The sequence below is a fragment of the Cysteiniphilum sp. genome (genome assembly GCF_057495195.1).
On sequence record NZ_JBXTEF010000109.1, the window covers coordinates 1 to 18,070 of the forward strand.

14 protein-coding genes are annotated in these 18,070 nt (G+C 39.2%); 12 read left to right on the top strand and 2 right to left on the bottom strand.

The window, feature by feature from the left end; all coding sequences use genetic code 11:
- Positions 1-396 precede the first annotated feature (396 nt).
- The 6 genes from thrA (at position 397) to ACY10D_RS09915 (ending at position 9,754) form a co-directional block, all read left to right on the top strand.
- Positions 397-2,862 (top strand): bifunctional aspartate kinase/homoserine dehydrogenase I, encoded by a 2,466-nt coding sequence (gene thrA, locus ACY10D_RS09890; RefSeq protein ID WP_487000568.1) that lies wholly within the window; start codon positions 397-399, stop codon positions 2,860-2,862.
- Positions 2,863-3,323: 461 nt separating this feature from the next.
- Positions 3,324-3,662, top strand: coding sequence for an endonuclease domain-containing protein (locus ACY10D_RS09895; RefSeq protein WP_487000569.1), 339 nt, complete (start codon positions 3,324-3,326; stop codon positions 3,660-3,662).
- Between the two features lie 235 nt (positions 3,663-3,897).
- Positions 3,898-4,893, top strand: coding sequence for a homoserine kinase (locus tag ACY10D_RS09900; RefSeq protein WP_487000570.1), 996 nt, complete (start codon positions 3,898-3,900; stop codon positions 4,891-4,893).
- The gene (thrC, locus tag ACY10D_RS09905) at positions 4,890-6,173 is read left to right on the top strand and encodes a threonine synthase (RefSeq protein ID WP_487000571.1); all 1,284 of its coding nucleotides are present in this window, start codon (positions 4,890-4,892) and stop codon (positions 6,171-6,173) included. The genes ACY10D_RS09900 and thrC overlap by 4 nt, the downstream gene beginning before the upstream one ends.
- A gap of 136 nt (positions 6,174-6,309) precedes the next feature.
- Entirely contained in the window at positions 6,310-8,481 is a 2,172-nt protein-coding gene (locus ACY10D_RS09910) for an AMP-binding protein (protein ID WP_487000572.1), read from the top strand.
- A gap of 19 nt (positions 8,482-8,500) precedes the next feature.
- The gene (locus tag ACY10D_RS09915) at positions 8,501-9,754 is read left to right on the top strand and encodes an MFS transporter (RefSeq protein WP_487000573.1); all 1,254 of its coding nucleotides are present in this window, start codon (positions 8,501-8,503) and stop codon (positions 9,752-9,754) included.
- Positions 9,755-9,893: 139 nt separating this feature from the next.
- Here ACY10D_RS09915 and ACY10D_RS09920 read toward each other — a convergent pair whose 3' ends face one another.
- Positions 9,894-11,420: a DHA2 family efflux MFS transporter permease subunit gene (locus tag ACY10D_RS09920; protein WP_487000574.1), complete on the bottom strand. Its 1,527-nt coding sequence runs from the start codon at positions 11,418-11,420 to the stop codon at positions 9,894-9,896.
- 215 nt (positions 11,421-11,635) lie between these two features.
- Here ACY10D_RS09920 and ACY10D_RS09925 point away from each other — a divergent pair, with 215 nt between their 5' ends.
- The 6 genes from ACY10D_RS09925 to mutL all read left to right on the top strand — a co-directional run bounded on the left by ACY10D_RS09925 (position 11,636) and on the right by mutL (position 17,609).
- Positions 11,636-12,391, top strand: a complete 756-nt coding sequence (locus tag ACY10D_RS09925) for an MlaA family lipoprotein (protein WP_487000575.1) — start codon at positions 11,636-11,638, stop codon at positions 12,389-12,391.
- Positions 12,392-12,961: a Maf family protein gene (locus ACY10D_RS09930; protein ID WP_487000576.1), complete on the top strand. Its 570-nt coding sequence runs from the start codon at positions 12,392-12,394 to the stop codon at positions 12,959-12,961. It begins immediately after the preceding gene.
- Positions 12,962-13,026: 65 nt separating this feature from the next.
- A complete protein-coding gene (locus tag ACY10D_RS09935) occupies positions 13,027-13,764 on the top strand; it encodes a ferredoxin--NADP reductase (protein WP_487000577.1) in 738 nt (245 codons plus the stop codon).
- Positions 13,765-13,899: 135 nt separating this feature from the next.
- Positions 13,900-14,118: a 50S ribosomal protein L31 gene (rpmE, locus tag ACY10D_RS09940; protein WP_192484616.1), complete on the top strand. Its 219-nt coding sequence runs from the start codon at positions 13,900-13,902 to the stop codon at positions 14,116-14,118.
- A 325-nt stretch (positions 14,119-14,443) separates the two neighbouring features.
- Entirely contained in the window at positions 14,444-15,661 is a 1,218-nt protein-coding gene (gene coaBC / locus ACY10D_RS09945; protein ID WP_487000578.1) for a bifunctional phosphopantothenoylcysteine decarboxylase/phosphopantothenate--cysteine ligase CoaBC, read from the top strand.
- Positions 15,654-17,609, top strand: a complete 1,956-nt coding sequence (gene mutL, locus ACY10D_RS09950) for a DNA mismatch repair endonuclease MutL (RefSeq protein ID WP_487000579.1) — start codon at positions 15,654-15,656, stop codon at positions 17,607-17,609. The genes coaBC and mutL overlap by 8 nt, the downstream gene beginning before the upstream one ends.
- On the opposite strand, the gene ACY10D_RS09955 is transcribed toward mutL, so the two are convergent.
- Positions 17,610-18,062, bottom strand: a complete 453-nt coding sequence (locus tag ACY10D_RS09955) for a Hint domain-containing protein (protein ID WP_192484613.1) — start codon at positions 18,060-18,062, stop codon at positions 17,610-17,612.
- Positions 18,063-18,070: the final 8 nt, after the last annotated feature.

The following is an 18,070-nucleotide window of genomic DNA, read 5'->3' on the forward strand; positions in this document are numbered from 1 at the left end:
ATAGCTAATTGTAGTTACGCACTTTGCGATTTTTTTAAGACTACCCCGTCTGCTTCGCATCCACCCCTTCGCTAACGAAGGGGAATCTGTGATTTGGACTATTTAATTCCCCTTCACTTGTGAAGGGGTGCCGAGCTTGCGAGGTGGGGTAGTTGAGCAAAAGTGCGTGACTCTAGTAACTAAATAGTCGCAGCATCTAAAAACACCTACCGTACCCTGAGCGAAGTCGAAGCGCTGCAATGAGTATCAGTCGAAGAGGGTATCTCTAAAATCACATATTAACAAAAGCTTAAATAGGTGCGTATTTCTGTAAAATTAAGCGCAGGTAGCATCATCACTAAATAGTTGATTTTTTATAATGAATTCTGCCGAATAATATTTATATAATGAAACCTCATGCTAATTTTTGAAGGTGAGTTATTGATGGAATATATCGTACATAAATTTGGTGGTAGTAGTCTTGCAGACGTGGTAAAAATTGAGCGTGTAGTTAATATTATTGGCACGATGCCGCAATCAGTCGTTGTTTCTGCAAGTGGCAAAACCACGAGTTTACTAAAAAAGTCCATTGAACTTGCCGTAGAGAATAAAGACAGCAGTAAAGTGATTGCGCAACTTACTGAACATCACCTATCTCTGATTAGCGCATTATGTCCTGAAGATGAAACGCTTAAGAATACCTTTGAGAGTGATGTTACACATTTAAAGCAAATGCTCACGACAATTGCATTAAGTGGCATTTGTGGTGATGCATTGGAGTATTTTATTTTAGGGTTTGGCGAGCTGTGGTCGGCACAAATTTTAACAGGCGCGTTACAGTATAGAGATATTCACGCTGAGTTTATTGATGCATCGAAAGTGCTATTTATTGATGATAACCATAAACCGGTGAGTGTTGATTGGCAAAGAAGTCAGCAAGCAGTTGATCAGAAATTTAATGATCGCAAACATAAAGTGTATATCATTACTGGGTTTATTGCGCAAAACCAAGAAGGTGTGCGTAGTATTTTAGGCATGAACTGTAGTGATTACTCTTCAGCTATTTTTGCTAAGCTTTTACAGGCTAGCAAATTATTGATCTGGACGGATGTTGCTGGTGTTTATAGTGCGAATCCACAGGTGGTTAAAACTGCCCGTCAATTGAAACAGTTATCCTATAAAGAGGCGTTAGAGCTTGCCTATTTTGGTGCTTCAGTGGTTCATCCATTAACGATTAATCCAATGATGGAAATTGGGATTCCAATTGAGATAAAAAGTAGTTACGAACCACAAAAACAAGGCACGGAAATTATTCGCGCACTGGATAAGAGCAACCTTGAGCAATACCTTATCAAAGGCTTAACGAGTATCTCAAATGTTGCCTTGATGCGTGTACAGGGTGCGGGTATTATTGGTGTTTCGGGAATGGCGGCCAAAGTCTTTAGTGTGCTTGAGCAATCGCAGGTTTCAGTAATGATGATCTCGCAATCAAGCTCGGAGTATTCGATCTGTTTTGCGATTGAAGCAAAGCTTGCCAAACGTGCGACTAAAGCACTTGAGCGTCATTTTAAGGCGGAAATTGAGCGCGGTGATATCGAGCATATTTATTGTGAGACGGGTTATGCTATGATTACGGCAGTTGGTGATGGGCTAAGAGCGCAACCTGGTGCTTTAGCGCGTGTGATTAAACCACTAGCAGATGCTAGGATTAATATTCATGCGATTACCCAAGGCTCATCTGAGCGCAGTATTACGGTCACGGTTAAAAAAGAAGACGAAGATCTAGCACTTAATTTAATTCATCAACAAGCAAAAAATCCACCTGTACGAGAAATAGTGATTGCACTGATTGGTGTCGGTGGCATCGGTGCTGAGCTTATCAATCAGCTAAAACAACAGCAACAAGTCTTGCATCAGCAGAATATTAATTTGCGTTTGGTTGCGATAATGAGCTCAACTAAGTTATTGTGTGGCGATGACCTTCTGTTAGAGAGTGAGCTGAACCACCAATTAAAAACAAGTGATTGTAAAGCCGATATAAATGCGCTGGCAAAATATTTACAATCCATTTCATGTGCGCATAAGGTGCTTGTCGATGCAACGGCAAGTGTTGATATTGCTCGAGTCTATGTTGATTTCTTAGAACAAGGTATTCATGTGGTGACACCCAATAAATATGCTAATACGCAATCGATGGATTATTATCGTACGCTTCGGCAAGTGGCACGTAATCATAATGTTACATTTAAATATGAAACCAATGTCTGTGCGGGATTACCACTGATTAGCACCTTAGAAACATTGCAAAAAACGGGTGACAAAATCCATAAGATCCAAGGGGTTTTTTCAGGGACACTGAGTTTTATTTTTAATGAAGTCAATAAAGGTAAAAGCTTTGTTGAGAGTTTAATGCTCGCCTATGACAAGGGTTACACCGAGCCTGATCCACGTGAAGATTTATCCGGTATGGATGTCGCACGCAAAGTGGTGTGTTTAGCGCGTGAAATCGGCGTAAGTCTTGAATTAAGTGATGTTGAAGTGCAAAATTTAACACCCGAAAATTTAAGATCATGCTCAAAAGAGGAGTTTTTAAAGAAAATCAAAGCCCATGATAAGGAATTAACACAAAAGCTTAAAGTCTTGCAAGGGAAAGCTTCAGCACTTCATTTTGTGGGAGAAGTATCTGATATGGGTCAAGCAAAAGTATCTGTCGCACCATTGGCGCAAAATAGTCCATTTATTAGTCTCGATGGTGCCGATAATATGGTGCTTATTTATTCCAAGCGGTACGCGCATTCGCCAATGGTGATAAGAGGGGCAGGTGCTGGTGTTGAAGTGACTGCTGCGGGTGTTTTTGGTGATATATTGGCGATTTCTAATTAAGGCAAAATTGACAGGAATAGTGTTTAGTGAAAGCAAATAAAAACACCCCTCACCCGCACTGCAAATGCAGTGCGACCTCTCCCGCAAGGGGAGAGGTAAATGGTGGAAGGAAGCGCTGGAGGCTTTTGCTAGGAGTTAAGCCTAAGGTTGCTAACGCAATTAGCGTATTGGAAAACAACTTATCTCTCGCGTAAGTGTGGTAGGCAAATAGTGGGTGCGAGTTGTGGTGAGACTATTTTGGTTAGGAAAGAAATATAAAGTTGGCAATGTATCAGCATATTGGAAAATAATTTATCCCTCACGTAAGTGTGGGAGGTAGCTAGTGGAGTGAGTTATAGTGAGACTATTCTGGTTAGGAACTAAATATAAAACTCGTAATGCATTAGCGTGCTGGAAAATAACTTACCTCTCCCCTTGCGGGAGAGGTCGGCAGGCAAAGCCTGTCGGGTGAGGGGGAAATTGTGAATATTAAAATATTTCAAAAGCAGCTAAAAACAAATCAAACCAATGCTGAGCAAACACTTTGGTATTATTTAAGAAATCGTCATTTAGGAAACTATAAGTTTCGAAGACAAGTTATCATTAACTTGTATATTGTCGACTTTGTTTGTTTTGAAAAGAAGCTGATTGTTGAGTGTGATGGAGGTCAGCATAATGATATGGAGAAAAAGGCTTTGGATGAGGTAAGAACGCAGAACCTAGTGAGTAAAGGATATAAAATATTACGCTTTTGGAATCATGATATTTTGGAAAAAACAGAAGATGTGCTGAATAATATTTATAAGGAGTTGCAGAAGTGATGGATGAAAACACCCCTCACCCGCACTGCAAATGCAGTGCGACCTCTCCCGCAAGGGGAGAGGTAAATGGTGGAAGGAAGCTTGAGAGGCTATTTTTGTTAGGGGTTAAACCTAAGATTGCTAACGCAATTATCGTATTGGAAAATAACTTACCTCTCCCCTTGCGGGAGAGGTCGGCAGGCAAAGCCTGACGGGTGAGGGGAAATGATGCGTTTAGAGGTCAAGGACTTAATCAATGGATAAAATGATAGAAAAAATAAAGAAAATAAAAATAAATGAAAAAATAGTCAAAGTAACTGCATTTGCACCAGCGACAAGTGCAAACTTTGCGGTAGGATTTGATCTCATGGGCTTTGCGTTATCGGGTGTCGGTGACACCGTGCATTTACAAAAGCGTGATGATAAGCAATTAGTTATTAAACGAATCTGTGGGCTATTAACAGATAAAGAGTTAAGTGTAGATGTTGATAAAAATGTCTGTGGTTCGGTGATAAAGAAATTTTTGCAAGATCATAAACTTGAATTGGGTTTAGATATTACCATTGAAAAAGGCATTCCCTTAGGTTCTGGCATTGGTGGTTCAGCCGCATCTTCAGTTGCGGCAATACTTGCAGTTAATGAGTTCTTAGTAGAGCCTTTAGCAAAAGAGCGGTTAGTTGATTATGCCATTTATGGTGAAAGCCTTATTTCAGGTGGTGTTTATCATGGTGATAATGCCGTGCCTGCAATGTTTGGTGGCTTGGTATTGTTGCAAGACTCCAAGCCATGTGAGTTTATTCAACTGCCGAGTTTAGACTTATATGCCAGTGTGGTTGTGCCTGATCTAAAAATCGAAACCAAAGAGGCGCGAAAGTTGATTGATGTGCCTTTTACAATCAAAGAGTTTGTCGCGCAAAGTGCCAAAACTGCAGCGATAATTAGTGCGCTGTATGAAGGTGATCTTGTACGTTTTAAAAAACATTATGCTGATGTATTAGTTGAGCCAAAACGCAAAGTACTTATTAAGGGTTTTGATCAGGCAAAGCAAAAAGCAATTGAACTTGGCGCACTTGGGTTTGGTATCTCGGGTTCTGGTCCTGCTGTATTTGCCTTAGGTCATAATGAAAATAATGCAGAAATGATTGCAAATGAATTAGTTGAAATCTTTGCTAAAGAAGGATTGTCAGCGCAGAAACATGTTACAAGCTTATCCGCAAAAGGTGGGCAGATTATCGCAAAGGAGGAAGTATGAAGTTTATCAGTACCAGAGGTGATGCAAAAGCTGTATCAATATCAAATGCATTACAAAATGGCTTAGCAGAAGATGGTGGGCTTTATGTCCCTGAGTTTTTTCCATTGTTTGATTGGCGGGCTTTAGATAGTGCAATGAGTTATCCTGATTTTGCAACACAGCTTCTAGCCCCATTTTTTAAAGGTGATGCGCTTGAAAGTCAATTAAGCACAATATGTCATGAGAGTTTTAGCTTTCCCTTACCATTGGTCAATGTTGATCAGAAAATATCAGTGCTTGAGCTCTTTCATGGTGCGACTTTATCATTTAAAGACTTTGGCGCGAGATTTCTAGCCAATGCCTTAAGTCATATTGAAACTGATAAAAAGTTTACGATTATGGTCGCAACATCAGGTGATACAGGCTCTGCCGTTGCCGCAGCTTTTTATCAAAAGCAAAATATCAATGTCATGGTGCTTTTCCCCAAGGGTAAAATCTCAATGCGTCAGCAAAAGCAGATTACTTGCTGGCAAGACAATGTTTGCGCGGTTGAAGTCGATGGCACATTTGATGATTGCCAAGCATTGGTTAAAGGTGCATTTGCCGATAACTGGTGGCAGAATAATACGTATTTAAATACATCCAACAGCATTAATATCGGGCGATTATTGCCGCAGACAACCTATTACGCCTATATTGCTTGGCAGTATTTCTTAAAGCATGGCAAAAAGGCAAATTTCATCGTGCCATCAGGTAATATTGGCAATGTTTGTGCCTGCTTTTGGGCAAAAAAAATGGGCCTGCCAATTGGTGATATTGTCATTGCACAAAATGAAAATAATGTCATTGGGCAGTTTTTGGCACATAAAGCATTGCCTGATAAAGCAAGTATCGAAACACTGGCTAATGCGATGGATGTCGGTAAGCCAAGTAACTTTGAGCGTCTTTATGCACTTTTCCCTGATTTTGAAGCTTTTGCTCGTGAGGTAAAAGCTTTTAAAGCAGATGATAGTGACATTAAAAAAATGATTGCTAAGATAAAGAATGATCATGATATGCTTATTTGTACGCATACGGCAACTGCATTCTTTGCGCGTGAGTCTCTGCCAGAAGATACGCATTATATCGTTGTCGCAACTGCCCATCCGGCAAAGTTTGAAGAAGTGATCGAACCGATTGTTAAAGAGAAAATTAAAGTGCCCGGGCACTTAAAAAATTTACTTGAAAAGAAACAACAAAGTATTGAAATTGATGCTAATCTTAATGCATTAACAGCAAGTTATCAGGCGTATTTTAGTTAGTCCTTTTTGCCAAAAATAAAAAACGTAGTGGCAACTGGTAAGTTCTGTTCAAAGACAGAAATACTGTAAAATGATTTGCAAGCGGTATATACTCTGCACAGATTAATAGAAAATTGCCGATGATGAGGTGACATTAATGTCAATATTGTTAGGGATAATTGTCCTGTTTGTTATAGTTATTTTGGGTTCATTGTATGTTTGGCCAAATAAAACCTTAATTGCTGTTATGCAGTTAAAAGAGCGCCAGCGTTATATGTGTAACTTTCACCATGTCAACTATGTGCCAAATTTCAAACCAGCAGTGGTCATTAGCAATAATGTTAATTTATTTCTAGCAGTTTTATTGCAACGAATTGCGCGACAAGCAGTGACGGTAGTCATGGAATGTGAGAATCCACCATCAAAGTTAGTGGATTATTTGTTAAAAAGAACGGGTGTTACAATTATTTCACAATCCTTTTTGACCTCATGGAATAAAGAAGGGGTGCTATTGGTATCTCAAGAGCTATATAGTGATGTGACTAAACTTAATAATGAAATAATTCCTATGCAAGTTTGCGGCTTTGAATGTATTAAATATACCCGTGGGCGCAATGTACCACAGTGGTTGCATTTAAGCTTCTTTGAGCCAATTGGTATTGCACTAAATAAAAAGGAGTTGTCAGATCTTTTGGCAGAGAAAAATATTTATGCGTGGGAGCGTAATATTTCACTGATGCCATCAATTCCAGAGGTTTGGATTAAACAAGCGAAAGCACGTAAAGGTAAAAAGGTTATTGCTGATTCAACTGGTGTTGAGCTAAGCTCTGAGCGTTTGCTGGTTGCAACGCTTGCGCTGTCGAAATTACTTGAACCAATTTTACGTGAACAGGAGCGTGTTGGTATTTGTTTGCCTCCGAGTGTTGGTGGGGCGATGGCGATGATGAGTGGCTTTGTGCTTGGTAAAACCTTGGTTAATTTAAACTATACAGCGTCTAAATCAGCACTTGATGCAGCCATTTCTGAGTCCAATATCAAAACGATTATTACCTCAGGGCGCTTTATCGAGCAGTTAAAGAAAAAGGGATTTTTCTTAGAGGAGGTATTTAGTAATTCAAAGATCATATTGCTAGAGGATGTGCGCCAGCAATTGGATAAATTTACCTTATTAAAGACTTTATTGCATGTGAAATTGTCATCAGCTGAGCATTTAATTAGTCATTATGTCACACGTGTTGCAACCGATCATACGGCGGCAATTTTGTTTAGTAGTGGCAGTGAAGGCAAGCCTAAGGGTGTTGCGCTAAGTCACAAAAACATTTTAGGCAATGTCAAACAATCGATGATTATCTTGGGCGCTAAATCAGATGATTCTATTTTAAGTATTTTGCCAATCTTCCATGCATTTGGTTTGACAGCGACAACGATTTTACCTTTGCTTGAAGGGGTGTTTATGGTTTGTCATCCAGATCCTACCGATGCGGCGATGTTGGGTGAATTAGCAGATAAGTATAAACCCACGATTCTCTGTGGCACATCAACATTCTTTAGAATTTACTCAAAAGCACGTCAGTTGACGGCCGAGCAATTCTCATCATTAAACTTTGTTGTTGCAGGAGCTGAAAAGCTTTTGCCTGAAGTCAGAGCCATGTTTGAGAAGAAGTTTGACAAGATTATTTACGAAGGATATGGCACAACTGAGTTAAGTCCCGTGGCAAGTGTCAATCAACCAAATGAAGGCGATAAAACTAATAATAAGATTGGTACTGTCGGCAGTTCGGTGCCAGGTGGGCGCTTTATGATTATTGATCCTGAGTCAAAAGAGGAGTTGCCAATTGGTGAAGCTGGTATGATTACCTTTGGTGGAGTTAATGTCATGGAAGGCTACTTGCATAACCCACAAAAAACGGCAGAGGTTATTTTCAAGCGTCATCGCATTCGTTGGTATCAAACAGGTGACAAAGGAAAACTTGATGAAGAGGGCTATTTGACGATTTTGGATCGTTATTCACGTTTTGCTAAGCTTGGTGGCGAGATGGTTAGTTTGTCTGCAGTTGAAGAAGAAATTATGACATTATTAGGTGCGGATAATGAAGAGAATGAAATATTAGCTGTGGCTACACCTGATCAGAAAAAAGGAGAATGTATATCGCTTTTATATACCATGACAATGGACGCTAGCGATATTAAGCAACAAGTCAATGGCGCTAAGATAAATAACTTATTAAAGCCACAAAACTATTTCCAAGTTGATGCGATTCCAAAGTTAGGCTCAGGCAAAACTGACTTTAGTGCGGCAAAACACAAAGTATTAGAGCTATTAAGATAGTCTCAAAAATGGAGAGCCAATGAAAGCAAAAACACTGACTGTTGCATGGCTTATATGGTTGATTGCAGCAATATTCTATGCGTTGGACTATTTCCAGCATACCGCACCTAGTGTGCTATTGGCACCAATTGCACATTCACTTAACTTAGATATCAACCAAGTGGTTTCAGTGATGGCAATTTATTTCCCGATTTATGCGATTGCCCAAATTCCTGCGGGCCTTATGCTTGATCGCTTTGGTTGTAAATGGACATTATCATTATCTTGTCTTGTGATGAGTCTTGGGATCTTGGTATTTATCTGGGATCAATCGCTTAGCATGATGTGGATCGGACGGATATTGATAGCAATTGGCTCGGCATTTGCTTTTTTAGGTGCCCTTAAAGTCGCATCTGATGTGCTACCGAATAATGTTTTCCCGATTGCAGTTGGTTTAACGAATACGATTGGGGTGTTAGGTGGTATCTTTGGGCAGGTGCTATTGGCTTACTGGATTGAGAAGCTTACTTGGGAGGGTGCACTATGGTTGATTGGCTATATTGGTGTGATGTTTTCATTGGTGATTTATCTTTTTGTGCGACCACGTGAGTTTGTAACACATAAGGCAATCTCAAGAAAACTCTCAAAAGCGCATTTATACGTACTAAAGTCTAAAGATCTATGGTTAATCGCCATTTATGCCGGCATTATGGTTGGTACTGTAGTCAATGCTTTCTCAGAGCTTTATGATGTGGTGTTTTTACAATATACCTATCAGTTTGATGCAACGACTGCGGCGTCAATTAGTGCAATGATTTTTATTGGTATTGCCGTGGGCGGTCCCACGCATGGCATCGTTGCCCGTCTCACAAATTCAAAAAAAGCGTGGATGGTTATCACGAATGTCATGACGATTATTGTCTTTAGTCTGATTGTATTACTGCCTGATGTTTTTAGTATCAGCATGCTTTATGTGCTTTATTTTTTGCTTGGTTTTTTTGTCTCAAGCATGCTATTGGCTTTTGCTGTTGTCGATGATATTTTCCCCAGTAAAGTGCATGGTACTGTCCTAGCGGTGGTCAATATGACGATTGGCCTGTCAGCTGCCCTTTTCCAGCATTTGGTTGATTATGTTAGTATGTGGATCAATGGTGGCGATTTAAAGGAAATTCATAATCCAAGTGTTTTTACTGGTGCTTTTTTAGTGTTATTACTGCCGCTTTTCTTAAGTTTGATCCTGCTGGTATTGACCAATGTCAAAGCTGGATTTGTGATGTTCCCATTGAAAAAGTAAGCGATGATTATATTTCTTACGAGCTTTACTGCGTGAGCGTTGGGCTGAGCGTTAGTCGAAGCCATTTACTGCCACTAAATGTCCCTTCGACTTAGCTCAGGGAACGGTTATTACTCTTTGATGATAATCAAAGATAGCATTAATGCTCCATACTAAGCCCTGTATTAGCTGGCTTGCTTAGTAGCAAAATAAATGGAATTGAAATGGCGAGCAATAGATACGATAAATAAGCAACGTCATTAAAGGCAATAATGTTTGCCTGCGTGTTGATTGTTTGCGCGACAACGCCTAATGTCGTTGGGTCTTGTGCATGCCATCCGGTATTTTGTAACCAAGTTTGGTAATTTGGATTGGCAGGATTAATATGCTTTATCATATTATGCCAGGCGACTTGCGCTTGTTGGCTTAGTACGGTAATCATTACGGATGTGCCAACGGATGTGCCTAAATTTCTAAAAAAGCTAAACATACCACTGCCTTCGGCAAGATCTTGAGGTCGTAGGGTTTGCAAAGCCATTGTTGACACGGGCACAAAGAAAAAACCCATACCAATGCCTTGGATAATGCCAGGATAAGTTAAATTCCACTGATCACTCATTAGCGGAATCTGGCCATATAGATAGTTGCCATAAGCAGTAAAAATAATACCCAATAAAATGATAATGCGTAAATCAATGCGTTTAGCCAAAGGAGCGATTAACATCATCGCAGCAGCTGCGGCAATACCGCGCGGCATCATAAGCTCGCCCGAGAGTGCAGCTGAATAATGCATAAAGCCTTGCATAATAAGGGGTTGTACAGTCATAAGACCAAATATGCCTGCTGTATATAAGACTAATAAAATACAGGATGCAGCGTAATTACGATCTTTAAATAAATGAAGATTTAAAATATTCTTAGGATTAAACCATCCGCGAATAATGAAAATTAAACCAGTGACAACCCAGAATATTAGCATGGCAAGAATAAAGTGTGATGATAGCCAGCCATCATTATTACCGCGATCAAGAAAGATTTGTAAGGCGGCAATGGTTAATGCCATAAGCCCAAGTCCAATCCAGTCGATATTGAGCTTTTCGCGTTTTGTCTCACGAATAAACATAAATGCCATGACAATTGCAATAAGACATACAGGAACATTGATATAAAAAATCCAACGCCAGTTAATCCAGTCAGTAATATAGCCACCTAATGTTGGTCCTAATACAGGTGCTGCCATAATGCCAATGCCCCAGACTGCCATGGCTTTCACTTGCTCTTTAGGTGGAAAAGTATCGCGTAAGACATATTGTGATAAAGGCACTAAAGAGGCGCCAAAGATGCCTTGCATAATTCTGAAAAATACCATCTCGCCAAGAGAGCTTGATAACCCGCAGAGCATTGAGAAGATCAAAAATCCAATAATATTGATCAACAGCAGTCGTCGCCGCCCAATGGTGCGCACAAAAAAGCCGGTAAGAGGCATGCAAATCGCGGAGGATACGATATAAGAGGTCACAACCCATGAGATTTCTTCGGTACTTGCACCAAGAGAACCTGCCATATCTGGCAGGGCTACGTTAACAATGGTTGTATCAATAATCTCAATCATTGCCGCAAGCATCACGGTAATCGTAATTAACCATTTGGCTGTCGGAGAGATTGTTTGTTGTGTGGTTTGTGTCATTAGTATTAGCTTAAATCAAAAATCAGCCTTTATTGTAAAGTGCTTTATTCTTGTTGTATAGCATGATTGTATAGCACAGAGCGTGTTAATTAAAAAACAAAATTTGTTGAAATTAACGCTTGTAACAAGCATGTTTGCTTTTGTTTAAACAACTACTGACGTCTTTTTGAAAAATCCGCTATACTCTTCTGCAACAGGAAAAAAATATATAAAAAATGAAATATAAAATAATTGTTCTTTTAGCAGTTGTGGTTTTAAGTGGTTGTGCTACTCAGCAGAATAGAGACCCCTGGGAGGGTTATAACCGTGCTGTCTTTAAATTTAACCAAGTGACTTATGACTATGCACTAATTCCAATGGCAAAAGGTTATGATTATGTTGTGCCTGATCCTGTGCAACTTGGTATTGATAATGCTTACAATAATGTTCTAGAGCCTGGACGCATTGCAAATGACTTGTTGCAATGGAATTTGGACTATGTATGGCGTGATACCGCGCGCTTTGTTGCCAATACCATATTTGGTGTCTTTGGTTTATTTGATGTTGCGAAAAATATGGGGCTACCGCGTCGAGTGCAAAACTTTGGTTTCACTATGGCAAAATGGGGTTATCGTTATTCCCCTTATTTTGTTGTGCCAATTTTAGGACCTAATACCTTTGGTGGTTCTGCAGGTGATCTTTTTGATACTGTCTTTAACCCGCTAAGTTATAGCGCTGTGGCACCACCAATTGTAAGTTGGAGTGCTTATGGTGTGTATAAGGCCAATGAAGGTGTTCAATACCTATCTTTGTATGAGAAATTAATGAATAGCTCAATTGACCCGTATGTCGCAGCACGTAATGCTTATTTACAAAACTATGATTACAACTTGGATAAAACTTTGCAGATTAAAGCAAAAAGCAATGCAAAAACGCAACACTTTGATAGTGATGCAGAAGTTTTAGATATTCTTGATCAACCGAGTAACTAAATGATTTACTTAGCATCGCAATCACCAAGGCGGGCAGAATTACTGCGTCGTGAATCCATCGAATTTAGCCAGTTTGCTGTAGATATTGATGAATCCTCATTAGCTAATGAAAAGCCGTTGGTATATTTAGAGCGAGTTGTTAAGGCAAAGCTTAAGGCGGCGTTACAGATGAAGCGATTAGATCTACCTGTTTTAGTTGCTGATACCATTGTCGTCATTAATGAAGAAATATTGCAAAAACCGGTGAGTTTAAAGATCTTTTGTGAATATATGCATAAATTAAGTGGACGCTGGCATCAAGTGATTACTGGTTTTGCCGTCGGTGATGGCGAGTCAGTGTGTTATGAATATAGAATAACTGATGTGCTGTTTGCACAATTGACTGATGAAGAGATAAAAGCCTATTGGCAGACGAATGAACCTCAGGATAAAGCTGGTGGTTACGCCATTCAAGGGATAGGTCAGCGCTTTGTCAAAGAGATAAAAGGTGACTTTGATAACGTGGTTGGCTTGCCAGTTAAAGAGATTAAAAAAGTCTTAGCCAAATTTACATTTCCGCATACAAAGTAATGGATTATTGATAACAACACTCGTAAACTGTTGCCCATTATTGATAAATGATCATTCTAAATTTTATGGCAATTGAAAAATTTGAAGCAGAGTTGGTTGAATCAAAGCAGATTGCACCTAATGTTAAGCACTTAACGTTTAAAAAAGCAGATAGCAGTGCATTTAACTTTGTTCCTGGGCAGTTTATTACCTTCTTATTTGATCATGAAGATGGCAAAGTAAGGCGCCGTAGTTACAGTGTGGCAAGCATTCCTAAGGATACAGATTTGATTGAAATCGCCATCTCTTATGTTGATGGCGGAATTGCCTCTGAGCATTTGTTTAATATGAAAATAGGTGATAAGTTCAATGCCATGGGGCCTGCTGGGCGCCTAGTGTTAAAAGATGGTGAGAAAATTCGTAAGCTTATTTTAGTGGGCACAGGTACGGGTATTGCGCCATATCGCGCTATGTTGCCAATGATTGAAAAAGTTTTAGCTGAAGATGTCAAAGAGGTTCATATATTGCTTGGTGTGCAGTATAAGGCAGATGCAATTTATGCAGAAGACTTTCGGCAATATGCCGACAAGATAAACTCTCTACACTTCAAGGCTTGTTTGTCTCGTGAGCAAGAAGCTTTAGCCACTGATGAGCAAAAAGGCTATGTGCAGCATATCTTTGATCAGTTGGATTTAACCCCTGAGGAAGATGTTGTTTACCTATGTGGTAACCCAAATATGATTGATGATGCATTTGCCTTATTAACAGATCGTGGTTTTGATGCTAAGCGTGTACGTCGTGAAAAGTACATTTCATCGAATTAGTGAATTCGTCAATTTAATCGAGCTAAAAGCTTGAGAGATGATATGCTTTGCGCTATGATGTGCAGCGTTTTCATTCTGCGGTGCTTAAGATGGGCTTAGGTGGCGGCAAGAATATATTTAAAGAGGTAAATGAAGATGAATTTAGATATTCAACCAAAGTATGAAAAAGTTTCAGTAAGCTGCAGCTGTGGCAATAAATTTGAAACACGCTCTACAAAGAGCCAAGATATTCAATTAGATGTGTGCTCAATGTGTCATCCATTTTACACTGGTAAGCAACGTGTGGTTGATACAGCTGGACGTGTGGATAGCTTCCAGAAACGTTTTGGCAACTTAAAGTCTCGTAAACTATAAGTTGTAGTATTGCTTACTTTGGTGGGCGATTTTGATAATAAAAAGGGCGCCTAAGGGCGCTTTTTTTATATCCAAAAAGATGAAATAACAGTGACAGTTGTCAATGAAAAAAACTCAAGTACAAGACTATAATATAATTGTTATATGTGAGCATACAACAAGATAGTAGAGACGATTTATAACGATCAGCCAATACGAAAAGGTATTAATGCCAAAATATGCTTGAAGAATTTCAAGGTTAGGTGCCAAGCAAAAAAATCTGTAAAATAATTTGTGATAGGTATAGTATGGACGGCAATATTTTAGGAATTTTTAATTATAAATAATGAAAAAAATTTTACTATGTATCACAGGCAGTATTGCTGCATATAAAGCACTGGAATTAACAAGGCTTTTAGTCAAAGCAAACTGTGAAGTTAAGGTGTTATTAACTGAATCAGCCAAGGCTTTCGTCACCCGTTTAAGTTTTGAGGCATTGTCACAACGTAAAGTCTATGATGATTTATTTGCATATACCGATCATCCAATTGAGCACATTGAAGTTGCGCGCTGGGCAGACTGTATAGTGATAGCACCTGCATCTGCTAATACCATTGCCAAGTTAGCATTAGGGTTGGCGGATGACTTACTGGGCAATGTGATTCTTGCAGCGGATAAACCGATATTTATAGCACCGGCAATGAATGTCATTATGTGGCAGAACACTGTCGTTCAAGCGAATGTAAATCAATTGAAAAATCGAGAATTTATTATTTTGCCACCGGATGCTGGTGAGCAAGCTTGTGGTGATATTGGTGATGGACGTTTAATGGAGCCTGAAACGATTGTAAAGCATATATTAAAGTCCAAAGCAAAAACGGATAAACATGTTGTGATTACTGCCGGCCCCACTGTTGAGGCATTGGATCCTGTGCGTTATTTATCAAACCATAGCTCAGGTAAAATGGGTTATGCATTAGCTGAAGCTTTTATTGATATCGGTTGGGATGTGACTTTAATTTCAGGTCCTACTCAATTAATAGCCCCTCAAAATTGTGATGTTGTACAGGTGAAAAGTGCTGATGCAATGCATGATGCAGTGCTTGAAAAGGTGGAAACAGCAGATCTATTTATTGCTGCGGCGGCAGTTGCTGATTATCGCCCACAAGTTTGTGCCGTTGAGAAAATTAAAAAGACCGATGAAAGTGATGAGTTAACTTTGAAGTTGGTTAAGAATAAAGATATTTTGGCAAGTGTTGCAAGCTTGACAAAAAACAGACCGTGTTGTGTTGGTTTTGCCGCAGAAACGCATAATGCGCAAGAGCATGCGTTAGCTAAAATTGAACGCAAGAGGCTTGATTTCTTAATATTAAATCAAGTCAACACGGATAACGGTTTTCCTTTTTATAGTGATCACAATGAGGTGCAGCTTTTTAATAAACATCATCAGCAAGTATTAGCACTACCTTTGGCATCAAAGCGTGATATTGCCCATCAGATTGCGAATTATCTAAATGAAAATGTCATAAAGAAAGAAATTCAAACGGAATTAAATTATGAGTAGGCGAATTAAAGTCTTATCCACTGAACTAGCCAACCAGATTGCAGCAGGCGAGGTGGTTGAAAGACCTTCTTCGATTGTCAAAGAGTTATTTGAAAATGCACTAGATGCTGGCGCAACTGAGATTACATTAGAGCTTGAACATGGTGGTAAAGAAAAAATCTTGATACGTGATAATGGTTCGGGCATTGAAAAAGATGACTTGCCATTAACCTTAATGCCGCACGCAACAAGCAAAATATATTCATTAGCAGAGCTTGAAGCAATTGATAGCATGGGCTTTAGAGGTGAGGCATTAGCAAGTATTGGCTCGATTGCTAAAGTGAAGATCACCTCAAAAACAGCACAAGATGAACATGCATGGTGTGTGGATAATCAATTAGGTAATGAGCTAATTCCTGCATCTCATCCTATTGGAACGACGATTGAAGTGGCTCAAGTTTTTTATAACACGCCCGCAAGACGCAAATTTTTAAAGGCCGAGCGTACTGAATATGTGCATATTGATGAGCTGTTGAAAAAGTTTATGCTTTGTCACTTTAATGTTGCGTTGACTGTTTGGCATAATGGCAAAGAGGTAAAATCTTATCCCATGGCAGATACACCACAAAAACAGCAACAGCGTATTGCCGATATTTGTGGCGATGAGTTTATTGATAATGCCTTATTGATTCAAGCTGAAGCAATGGGTCTTCAATTATATGGTTGGGTTGCTAAGCCGCAGTTTTCAAAGTCACGTGCTGATTTACAGTATTTTTATGTCAATGGGCGAATTATAAAAGATAAGCTTATAGCACATGCGATAAAGCAGGCCTATAAAGATGTATTGCATCACCAAAGATATCCAGCGTTTATTTTGTTTTTTAATATTGACCCACATGCAGTGGATGTCAATGTGCACCCAACTAAACATGAAGTACGTTTTCGCGAATCTCGTTTAGTGCATGATTTTCTTTTTGCCAAAATTCATCATGCTTTGGCAGATACTAAGCCACAATTACCAGAATTATCTGAAGTTGGAAATGACGTTGATGCATTGGCATTTAGTATGCCAGATAAGCCTTCCGCTTCACTAAATCAAAATTGGCGTGTTAAAACGCAATATGCTGATCACTCAAGATCTGATCATCGCAATGATATGGCACTATATGAGCAGTTGATCAATCAAAAAGAGGAAATTCAATATCCTGAAAATATCAGTGATACTCATCATGAAATAAAAGCGCAAACCCTTCAAGATAAATGGCAGGATGCCACGCAATTAGCGATACCGTTGGTAATAGATGAGATAACAGAAGCAACGGTAGATCAAAATGTCACAATGCCAGAAATAACAACAAAGGCAACACCTGTAAAAGAGGCCAAAACCTATCCATTGGGTTTTGCCTTAGCACAAGTGCATGGCATTTTTATTTTGTCACAAACCGAAGATGGTCTGATTATTGTTGATATGCATGCTGCACATGAGCGGGTATTATATGAGAAGGTAAAAGCGCTATGGGCAAATCATGAAGCTGTATCTCAAGTACTGTTATTGCCTTTAACCTTTGAGATAAGTCCTGTATTGCTTGATGTACTAGATGCGCATGAAGCGCTTCTTCATAAATTGGGGTTTGAATATTCTGCACTTGGTGAGAAAACCTTAGTGATTCGTGCAATCCCCATTTATTTAAAGAATAATCATATTGAAAATCTAGTCATCGAAATTGCTAATAGTCTTAAGGTCAGTGGCAAAGCAAAGCCAATGGATGATTATATACATGCAATCCTAGCAACGATGTCATGTCACAAAGCCGTGCGCGCACATGATCAAATTACCGTTGAGGAAATGAATCAATTGTTACGCGATATGGAACAAACAGCAAGAGCAGATCAATGCAATCATGGGCGCCCAACTTGGGTAAAAATGACAGTCAATGATTTGGATAAGCTTTTTATGCGAGGGAAATGATTAATTTAAGGGACTAATTCTGAAGTGGAATGTATCACTATAACTGCCTTCAGAAATATTATGTAGACCCAAGCCTGTGAAGGTTACAGTAGCAGTATAGTTTTTTTGTGTTGGCTCACCTAGCGGGTCAGCAGGTTCAGTATGTACAAGAAAGTATTGATTTGGTGTTAAGTCAGTAACGGATATGCCATTAACTTTAACACTATAATTAACATAAATACTCGCGTTTAACGTATTTATAAACTTATAACCATTGATTGTCTTAACTTCAAGAGAGTACCCTTCGCCCTCAGGGCAGTTGACTTGTGCATAGCCAAAAATAGAGGCATTATCAGTAACACCAAAACTTAAATTATTAGTGGTGAGTGTCCCTCCACCATGCAAAGATAAAGTGCAGCTTATGGTTGATCCATACAATGTGATCAGTAAAAATAAGAAGTAAGTTTTTCTCATAGATTTAT

Coding starts and splice junctions, on each gene's coding strand:
- thrA (WP_487000568.1), top strand. CDS start 397: ATGCTAATTTTTGAAGGTGAGTTATTGATGGAATATATCGTACATAAA.
- ACY10D_RS09900 (WP_487000570.1), top strand. CDS start 3,898: ATGGATAAAATGATAGAAAAAATAAAGAAAATAAAAATAAATGAAAAA.
- thrC (WP_487000571.1), top strand. CDS start 4,890: ATGAAGTTTATCAGTACCAGAGGTGATGCAAAAGCTGTATCAATATCA.
- ACY10D_RS09910 (WP_487000572.1), top strand. CDS start 6,310: ATGTCAATATTGTTAGGGATAATTGTCCTGTTTGTTATAGTTATTTTG.
- ACY10D_RS09915 (WP_487000573.1), top strand. CDS start 8,501: ATGAAAGCAAAAACACTGACTGTTGCATGGCTTATATGGTTGATTGCA.
- ACY10D_RS09920 (WP_487000574.1), bottom strand. CDS start 11,420: ATGACACAAACCACACAACAAACAATCTCTCCGACAGCCAAATGGTTA.
- ACY10D_RS09925 (WP_487000575.1), top strand. CDS start 11,636: ATGAAATATAAAATAATTGTTCTTTTAGCAGTTGTGGTTTTAAGTGGT.
- ACY10D_RS09930 (WP_487000576.1), top strand. CDS start 12,392: ATGATTTACTTAGCATCGCAATCACCAAGGCGGGCAGAATTACTGCGT.
- ACY10D_RS09935 (WP_487000577.1), top strand. CDS start 13,027: ATGGCAATTGAAAAATTTGAAGCAGAGTTGGTTGAATCAAAGCAGATT.
- rpmE (WP_192484616.1), top strand. CDS start 13,900: ATGAATTTAGATATTCAACCAAAGTATGAAAAAGTTTCAGTAAGCTGC.
- coaBC (WP_487000578.1), top strand. CDS start 14,444: ATGAAAAAAATTTTACTATGTATCACAGGCAGTATTGCTGCATATAAA.
- mutL (WP_487000579.1), top strand. CDS start 15,654: ATGAGTAGGCGAATTAAAGTCTTATCCACTGAACTAGCCAACCAGATT.
- ACY10D_RS09955 (WP_192484613.1), bottom strand. CDS start 18,062: ATGAGAAAAACTTACTTCTTATTTTTACTGATCACATTGTATGGATCA.